Origin of the sequence: Tateyamaria sp. (assembly GCF_039945315.1) — a bacterium.
GTDB lineage: Bacteria > Pseudomonadota > Alphaproteobacteria > Rhodobacterales > Rhodobacteraceae > Tateyamaria.
On sequence record NZ_JBDUXB010000005.1, the window covers coordinates 97,891 to 105,420 of the forward strand.

Here is a 7,530-nt window from a genome sequence, read left to right on the forward strand (position 1 = left end):
GACGGAGGCTTTGCCACGTCTATTCGGAGATTCTTTGAAGCAGAAAAGCAGAGTGGGCAGGTCAGCCTGCGAGATAGGTGTCCGCAACGGATTGAATATCTTCAGCGATTGCTTCCGGGGTGCGCGCGCCATCAATCACCCGAAACCGGCCGGCATATTCATCCGCCAGAGCGAGGAAACCGCTACGCATGGCGCGTTGCAGTTCAGCCCCGAAATCCTCGAACCGTTCTTCATGGCCCTGCCGCCCTTTGGCGCGCGCCAGCCCTTGGGCCGGGTCCATGTCAATGAGGATCGTGAGGTCAGGTTCACGCCCGATCATCAAGTCATGCAACGCATCCACAGAAGTACGCAAATCGCCTCGGCTGAGGCCTTGATACATGCGCGTGCTGTCCGCAAAACGGTCACAGATCACAATTTTTCCCGAAGCAAGGGCAGGGGAGATCAACCGCTCCATGTGATCCCGGCGTGCGGCTGTAAAAAGCAACAGCTCAGTTTCGGCGGACCAACGATCAGGATCTCCCTGCAAAACAAGAGCGCGAATTTCTTCGGCTCCGGGGCTGCCCCCGGGCTCCCGTGTCAGCACCACTTCATAGCCTTTGGCGCGCAAATGCTCTGCGAGCAAGCGGGCTTGTGTCGATTTGCCCGACCCGTCTATGCCTTCAAAGCTGATAAAGTGCCCTTTGGCGCTCACGCCCCGTCTTCCGCTGCAGGTGTGCCGCGCACGATGTTGAAAATGGACAGGGCCGCAGTCGAGACTTTGGCCAGAAAACCGCCATAGGCCACATCTGTTTCGGCAACGAGTTCAATGCGCACCTCAGGAAGACCCTCGGGTTGCAACACCAGTTCAGCCAAGGGAGTGCCTGCAGCAATCGGTGCCTGAATTGGGCCAGTATAAACAACCTCGGCGCTCAACGCCGCAGCGCTTAAAACTGGTAGTAGAACGTTGACGTCCTGGGCCGGAACAAGGCCCACTTGTGGCTCTGCACCTTCCCAGACATCGGCCACGGCGAGCCGCTGACCAGATGGGGCCAGAGTGCGCTGCGCAAACTGGCGGAACGACCAGTTCACGATGGCCTCAGATTCTTGTGCGCGCACAGCGCCGCTGTCCATGCCGGACAGCACAAAAATAATACGCCGGTCCCCCTGTTTGGCGGACCCGGTCAGGCCGTATCCCGCTTCCCGGGTGTGGCCGGTTTTCAAACCATCCGCGCCGATCCCTAGTTTCAACAACGGATTGCGGTTAAAGCGGTTCGAGGCCTCTTCAGGGTCAAACAGAAACTCTGTTTCTGCAAACATCGGATAATATTCAGGAAAATCGGTCAGCAGGCGTTGAGCCAGCAGTCCAAGATCACGCATGGACATTAAATGTCCGGCAGCGGGCCAGCCACTTGAGTTCGCGAAGGTCGAGTTGGTCATGCCCATTTCCTGCGCGCGCCGGGTCATCAGGCGGGCAAAGCCACCTTCGGTGCCATCCGGGCTAAGGGCTTCGGCAATCACGACACAGGCGTCATTGCCAGACAAAACGATGATGCCCCGGATTAGGTCTTCGACTGTCACCCGCTCGCCGGTTCGCAAAAACATGGTGGAGCCGCCAAAGCTGTTTGCGTGTGCAGAAACCACCAATTCGTCTGTCATCGACAGCTGGCCCCGCTCAATCGCCTCGAACGCCATATAGAGCGTCATCAGTTTTGACATCGAGGCCGGGGGCAGGGGTTCGTCCGCGTTCTTGTTCAAAAGAACGGTGTCCGTCGTGTGGTCAATCACATAGGCCGAAGTCGCCCTTGTATCAAAGGCGGCAACGGACATTGCAGTGGTGTGAACCGCGAGGGTGGCGGCAGCAAGGATACGGATCACGGACGGACGTCTCCCTTTGTTAGTTCTTTACAGCGTAGGCGTCTGTAAACCCTTCGCTCTTAACCTTTGCCAGCAGGTCAGAGCGCGCTCCGGATGTTGCTGCAGGCCCCACGACAACGCGCCAGAATGACTTTCCGTCGCGCTCAAACGTTTTGACCGTTGGGACAACCCCGGCGCTGCTCATCTGTTTGGCCGTGCGGGTTGCGTTGGCCTCAACAGAGAAGATGCCGATCTGGATGAACGGTTTGGCGAGTGAAGAAGTTTTCGCGGGTGCTGGCGCCGGTGCAACAGCTGCGACAGGGGTCGGCTCAGGCGTTGCGATAGCCGTGGGCTGGATAGTGGGGATGGGCGCGTCGATGGCTGCCGCTGCGCTTTCAATTGGATCAAGCGGAGTTGCGATCACTTCGGAGGGCGCCGCGACCGCGTCGGCCTCGATTGGTGCCACTTCAGGCTCCAAGGCGACTTCTTCTTTGCGCAGGGCCGTTACGTTCAGTTCTGCGGGGGCTCCGGCCAGCATGCCAAGAGCTTCGGCAGCGTCTGAGCTGATTTGGAGGCGAGGGCCGGGAATGTCCCGTTCGCGGCGGAACAGGGCACCCACTACAAACTTGTCGTTGTTGGCGTTGCGAATAATCACCCTCTCAGGGTCCGTGACGTCCGGGTGTGCAACCCAGACACCGCCAAGCGACGGACGTCCGTCCCAAAGACCGGCTTCATTTGCGGAAAACACATCTGGTGCTTCTACATCGCGTTCAACCGTTTTAATGGCCACACCGGGTTCTGGTACGCCTTCAGTTTCGGTGTTGGGTTTGAAGGCTTGCATAGCCACAGACTGCCCACTTTCGTCACATCCGGCCAAAAAAGCCAACGTCATGGTTAAAACTACACCGCTGCGAAGAGTGGAACGCGTGATGGGTCTGCTCATGGACCAAATCCTTGCCTGCTGTTGCCTCAAGTGGCCACTTTGTGACCTGATGTCGTTTTCGACATCATTTTTTGCCCGTCATGCGGGTTTCTGAAGGAAGCATAGCGCCAATATACCGTTCTGAAAAGCGCGCGTGTGCGATATCGGCAATTTTCCACATGGTGTGGGGCATTTGCCGAATCGCAAAAGCGTGCCTAAAGGGGGTTCACCGGAGGTTTGGCAGAGTGGTCGAATGCGGCGGTCTTGAAAACCGTTGGGCGTGAGAGCGTCCCCAGGGTTCGAATCCCTGAGCCTCCGCCACCCCCACATCCGAGTAATTCCAAGAAACTGATTAATTCCTTTATTTCTAAGGGTTTTAAGTTCTCCCCATTCCCACAGGTTCCGTGTACTTATTAGGACATCTCCACCATTCAGGTGGGTCGCGAGGTGGGGCGATGCGTACGAAAGCACTAAACAAACTATCTGCTGTGGCGGTTAAATCAGCAGGCGACGGGATGCACAGCGACGGAGGCGGGCTGTTTTTGCGCGCCAAGAACGGGCGCAAGTCGTGGGTTTTCAGATACACAATGGCCGGACGCAAGCGTGAGATGGGTCTTGGGGCATTGGCGACGGTAACGCTGGCACAGGCCCGCGCACAGGCCACTGAGGCACGTCAACAGGTGTCTGAAGGCCTCGACCCCATTGCAGAGCGTGACCGCCCCTCAGAGGCCGAGACAGCGGCTGTGACGTTCGCTGAGGCCGTGCGAACATTCCTCGACGCGAACGCCCCCAACTGGAAAAACGCCAAGCATCGCCAGCAGTGGCAAAACACCCTCGACACGTATGCAGCGCCGCTCATGAGCCGAGGCGTCAAGGACGTGACCACAGCCGATGTGGTGGCCTGCCTGCTGCCCATATGGCATTCGAAGGTCGAGACAGCGCGCAGAGTGCAGGGGCGGATTGACCGGGTGATGTCGGCCCAGATCGCGCTTGGCAATCGACCAGCCCCAAACCCGGCTGCGATGAAAGACAATCTGGAGCATGTCCTGCCCCGCCAGAAGAAGGACGTGACGCATCATGCTGCTGTCCCGGTTGATGACGTGCCAGAAGCCTTTGCCAAGCTGTGGGAGCGCCGCAGAGAGGGGCAGGGGGCCGCTGCGCTGGTCTTGGGCATCATGACCGCCCTGCGCTCAGGAGAGGTCAGAGGGCTGCTGTGGGACGACATACAGGACGACATGATCGTGGTGCCCAAGGACCGCATGAAGGCGGGCAAGGAACACCGGGTGCCGATCACGCCTCAGATGCGGGAACACCTCGACAGCCTGCCACGGTTCAAGGGCTGCGACCTCTTATTCCCATCGAACCGCATGGGCCAGATTTCAGACATGACGATGAAGGCCGCAATGCGCCGCTGTGGCCTCGGCCAGTACACCCCACACGGCTGGCGCAGTTCGTTCTCAGACTGGGCAAATCGGGAGGGGTATCGACGCGAGTATGTCGAAGACGCTCTGGCCCATGTTGTCGGAAACGCTGTTGAGCGGGCATACCGCCGGGGTGATTTTCTTGAGCATCGTCAAGAACTTATGGCCGATTGGGCGGATTATTTGTTCTCAACATATAGTGCTTGACTGTCGCAACTGATTCCGTATGATTCTGGTACTCACTGGGCGTGTCTCAGCGAGCCAAACTAAGCAACCTACTCAGATTATTCAAAAAAAGTCGACCCGCACGCGATGTCCGTGTGTCGGGAACTTTCTTTTGGAGGTTCTAGCAGGATGCAGAATCACGCCCGACTACTTCGCAAGCCAGATGTCTTGGCCAAAACCGGACTCTCGCAAGCGGAACTTTATCGCCAAGCAGCAGAAGGCGAATTCCCGAAACAAGTACGCATCTCCGCGAAGGCGGTGGCATGGCTTGAGTCAGAGGTCGACTCATGGATAGCAGACCGCGTCCGAGCGCGTGACGAGGTGGCGTAATGAGCCGCCCTGACATCGACGAGCTGAGAAAGTCGCTGCGTTATTGTGCTGTCACAGGTTATTTATTCTGGCGATACAGAGACGACGTACCAGCGTGGTGGAACACCCGATTTGCGCACCAACCTGCGCTGACGGCTGACTGTCAAGGTTATAAGATTGGGCGGTTCCAAGGGCGGATGCTCAAAGCACATCGCGCAGCTTTTGCAATTGTCTACGGCTATTTTCCGAAAGAAGTCGATTACGCGAACGGGAATCGTGCGGATAATCGGCTTATGAACCTCAGGCCCAGTGACCGCTCGGCGAACATGCGAAACACGCGCAGGCGATCCAACAACACGTCTGGGACTACGGGCGTCTATCTCCACAAGCTCACGCGCAAATGGCGCGCGACGATCAGGGTCGATGGGAAAAATCTCCATCTGGGACACTTCGACCGTCTGGAAGACGCTGCCGCCGCCCGAAAAGCCGCTGAAATCAAATACGGTTTCGATGAACTCCACGGCAGGTCTGACAAGGTCCGAGCCGCGCGCGATCTCGACGCCGCCTAGCACTCAAATCCAAACAGCCCAGTCTCGTGTCGTTGGTTGGATGCGATGGGCTTGAGCAGGCAGACCGCTCGTCGGGCACACTGTACCTCAGCCAAGGGTTTTGACGTTTCCCAAAAAAGCGCGTGGTTGTGCTGGCTCCCCTGATAGTCAGATGCTTTGGGCTTCTCCCCTGCGTGACCTACGGGGCGCCGAGCGGGGTTTCCGGGCCGATCTGGTGTGGTGCTCACGCCCCCAGACAGAAGCGCGCCTATAGGTTGACAGTGGCAACTGATCTTAAGTTGCGGTCGCGGTCTGGTCCCTCCGTTTAAATGGGACAGCGCGTGGATACAGAGCATGTGAGCAGGCAGGCCGCTTTGACCTCCTACAGGGTCAACCTGATGCGGAAAGCGGAACTATGTCCGGCGGTCAGATAGCCTCACCGGAAAGGGTTCCGAAAGGCTTCCCGAAGGGTTCGGTAACACGAGACTAGACTAGACGAGACTAAAACGAGACGAAAACGAGACGAGACAAAAACAAGACGGTCATTTTTTTAAAATGCTCAGGGTGGCGCAGGAAGCAGATGGCTGCGGAAGAGCAGGACTATCACATGACGAGGCCAGCGAGAGATAGTCCGCTGAGTAAATAACCTGCGATAAACCATGGCAACGGCGCGTAGTTTTTTTTGTCGGCTATCGAAGCGCAGACACAGCCGGACAGACCCATGCCCATCAATGCAAAACCCCAGCCCATTGTGGCGGCGACGTCCATGGTGTTTCCTCTCTCACGCAATCAAATAACTCAATCAGGGAAAGATGGTTGAAGTCTCGTTTTTGGTCAAGCCTGTGACGTGATCCTGAAACTGCCAGCACAGCCGACCCCAATCATCACCAGCAAGGAGACAGATGGATGAGGAAAGAAACGGAAAAAGTAATGATGGACAGAGCAGCCGAAGAACTGAGGCGTGCGCACACGGTGGCGCGGACGCTTATCAATGAAGCGCAGAAATCCGAGCGACCTAAATTGGAGCTGTCACATACACAGGCAATGTCGCACCCCGCGTATGGATCACTTGTTGAAGCAGCAGCCGCGATACTGATTGCCAACCGCACAACGCGCCCCGGCCTTTTTTGAGATGCTCACGGTGGAGGTGGTGGAAACGTATTCGGACAGCTCGACTGAGAGACTCACACAATGACGGTGGGTCCATTCTGGGGTGTTGGTGGCTCGACTATCGCCAGAGGCGCTGTGTGAGTCTCTGAGCGCATCTCAGGCCTGTGGGTCAGCAGCCCTTGTAATCCTTGGCAACGCATTCCCGCGCAAGTGTTTGAGCTTTGGAAATGTCTTCGGCGGTCATTTCTTTGGCCATTTCATCTCTATTCAGGGCGGCTAGTTTAAAACCCAAAGATGCGCCAATGTTGAACCACATGTGGGCATATAGGTTATCTTGAATGACGCCTCTGCCATCGCGATACGCATCAGCCAGATAGTACAACGCGAATTTCTCGCCCTGTTCCGCCGACAAGCGATACCATTTCACCGCCTCTACATGGTGCTGTGTGACACCCTCACCTTTGTCGTGCATCCGACCCAGTCTGAGTTGCGCGTCTGCGTTCCCTTGCTCTGCCAACGGTCGAAACTCTTGCAGTGCTGTTTCAAAGTCACCGCTTTCATACGCTGCCCATCCTTTATCGTAATCCTGCGCCGAAACGGCTTGACCACCGACAGCCAAAAGCACCGCCAGTGCAGTAGCACCAAGAACCTGTTTCAAAACGTCCGCCTCAAATAACTGATCGCAGGTTATGCGCCACAGATTGGAAACGCCAGTTGCGCTTTGTTCGATTTGTGGGGCCTGAGCCTAGTGACAACTGTGTAGCTTATCGCTGGCGCTCAAAACCCCGTGGCGGGCCACTAATTCGACCATGAGCCAAACTCATAAAGTTTGCGTTTATTATTTATTCTGGTAATTATTTGGGTGTGCCTTCCGATCAGCCAAAGGTTGAAAAGTCCCCATGCCCAAGCCGCGAGCCAAAGCAGGGGGCACCCCTCATCCCCTGGCTCAGGGGGGGGGCATATTTAAGCGTGCAGACGCGCACCTCGCGCCCGTGATGTCGTGAATTGGAAACAAACTGATAACAGGAGCCGTGCCGTGTTTAAAAAAGGCCAAAGTGGCAATCCAAGTGGGCGGCCGAAAATGCCAGTAGAAGTCCGCGAGGCCATCCGTTCAAATGGTGAGCTTGCGGTTAATCGCATGACGCAGCTTCTGTCTGATGAA

The 7,530-nt window shown here is 56.7% G+C and carries 10 protein-coding genes and 1 tRNA gene; 6 read left to right on the top strand and 5 right to left on the bottom strand.

Features of this window, described 5'->3' with window-relative positions:
* Nucleotides 1-61 precede the first annotated feature (61 nt).
* Genes tmk through ABJD00_RS02030 form a run of 3 tightly spaced genes read right to left on the bottom strand, consistent with a single transcriptional unit; the run spans nt 62 to nt 2,776 of the window.
* Nucleotides 62-691 carry a dTMP kinase gene (gene tmk / locus ABJD00_RS02020; RefSeq protein WP_413835855.1) on the bottom strand — a complete coding sequence of 210 codons (630 nt, stop codon included), beginning with the start codon at nt 689-691 and terminating at the stop codon, nt 62-64.
* Nucleotides 688-1,854, bottom strand: a complete 1,167-nt coding sequence (locus tag ABJD00_RS02025; RefSeq protein ID WP_413835852.1) for a D-alanyl-D-alanine carboxypeptidase family protein — start codon at nt 1,852-1,854, stop codon at nt 688-690. The genes tmk and ABJD00_RS02025 overlap by 4 nt, the downstream gene beginning before the upstream one ends.
* Before the next feature lie 19 nt (nt 1,855-1,873).
* Complete coding sequence (locus ABJD00_RS02030; protein WP_413835849.1) at nt 1,874-2,776, bottom strand: SPOR domain-containing protein; 903 nt, start codon at nt 2,774-2,776, stop codon at nt 1,874-1,876.
* 210 nt (nt 2,777-2,986) lie between these two features.
* On the opposite strand from ABJD00_RS02030, the gene ABJD00_RS02035 reads away from it, so the two are divergent.
* The 4 genes from ABJD00_RS02035 to ABJD00_RS02050 all read left to right on the top strand — a co-directional run bounded on the left by ABJD00_RS02035 (nt 2,987) and on the right by ABJD00_RS02050 (nt 5,279).
* Nucleotides 2,987-3,076, top strand: a tRNA-Ser gene (locus ABJD00_RS02035).
* A gap of 134 nt (nt 3,077-3,210) precedes the next feature.
* Nucleotides 3,211-4,383 (top strand): tyrosine-type recombinase/integrase, encoded by a 1,173-nt coding sequence (locus ABJD00_RS02040; RefSeq protein ID WP_413835846.1) that lies wholly within the window; start codon nt 3,211-3,213, stop codon nt 4,381-4,383.
* A gap of 147 nt (nt 4,384-4,530) precedes the next feature.
* Nucleotides 4,531-4,731: a helix-turn-helix transcriptional regulator gene (locus ABJD00_RS02045; RefSeq protein WP_413857544.1), complete on the top strand. Its 201-nt coding sequence runs from the start codon at nt 4,531-4,533 to the stop codon at nt 4,729-4,731.
* The gene (locus ABJD00_RS02050; protein WP_348188774.1) at nt 4,731-5,279 is read left to right on the top strand and encodes an HNH endonuclease; all 549 of its coding nucleotides are present in this window, start codon (nt 4,731-4,733) and stop codon (nt 5,277-5,279) included. The genes ABJD00_RS02045 and ABJD00_RS02050 overlap by 1 nt, the downstream gene beginning before the upstream one ends.
* Before the next feature lie 582 nt (nt 5,280-5,861).
* On the opposite strand, the gene ABJD00_RS02055 is transcribed toward ABJD00_RS02050, so the two are convergent.
* The gene (locus ABJD00_RS02055) at nt 5,862-6,026 is read right to left on the bottom strand and encodes a hypothetical protein (RefSeq protein ID WP_348188772.1); all 165 of its coding nucleotides are present in this window, start codon (nt 6,024-6,026) and stop codon (nt 5,862-5,864) included.
* Between the two features lie 138 nt (nt 6,027-6,164).
* On the opposite strand from ABJD00_RS02055, the gene ABJD00_RS02060 reads away from it, so the two are divergent.
* Entirely contained in the window at nt 6,165-6,389 is a 225-nt protein-coding gene (locus ABJD00_RS02060; RefSeq protein WP_348188770.1) for a hypothetical protein, read from the top strand.
* Nucleotides 6,390-6,537: 148 nt separating this feature from the next.
* On the opposite strand, the gene ABJD00_RS02065 is transcribed toward ABJD00_RS02060, so the two are convergent.
* Nucleotides 6,538-7,026 carry a tetratricopeptide repeat protein gene (locus tag ABJD00_RS02065; RefSeq protein ID WP_348188768.1) on the bottom strand — a complete coding sequence of 163 codons (489 nt, stop codon included), beginning with the start codon at nt 7,024-7,026 and terminating at the stop codon, nt 6,538-6,540.
* A 378-nt stretch (nt 7,027-7,404) separates the two neighbouring features.
* On the opposite strand from ABJD00_RS02065, the gene ABJD00_RS02070 reads away from it, so the two are divergent.
* Nucleotides 7,405-7,530, top strand: a 126-nt coding sequence (locus tag ABJD00_RS02070) for a DUF5681 domain-containing protein (RefSeq protein ID WP_413857550.1), incomplete at its 3' end; no start/stop codon positions are given.

Bases quoted from the DNA above. Each gene is read 5' to 3' on its own strand.
- ABJD00_RS02030 (WP_413835849.1), bottom strand. From the start codon at position 2,776: ATGAGCAGACCCATCACGCGTTCCACTCTTCGCAGCGGTGTAGTTTTA.
- ABJD00_RS02040 (WP_413835846.1), top strand. From the start codon at position 3,211: ATGCGTACGAAAGCACTAAACAAACTATCTGCTGTGGCGGTTAAATCA.
- ABJD00_RS02045 (WP_413857544.1), top strand. From the start codon at position 4,531: ATGCAGAATCACGCCCGACTACTTCGCAAGCCAGATGTCTTGGCCAAA.
- ABJD00_RS02050 (WP_348188774.1), top strand. From the start codon at position 4,731: ATGAGCCGCCCTGACATCGACGAGCTGAGAAAGTCGCTGCGTTATTGT.
- ABJD00_RS02055 (WP_348188772.1), bottom strand. From the start codon at position 6,026: ATGGACGTCGCCGCCACAATGGGCTGGGGTTTTGCATTGATGGGCATG.
- ABJD00_RS02060 (WP_348188770.1), top strand. From the start codon at position 6,165: ATGAGGAAAGAAACGGAAAAAGTAATGATGGACAGAGCAGCCGAAGAA.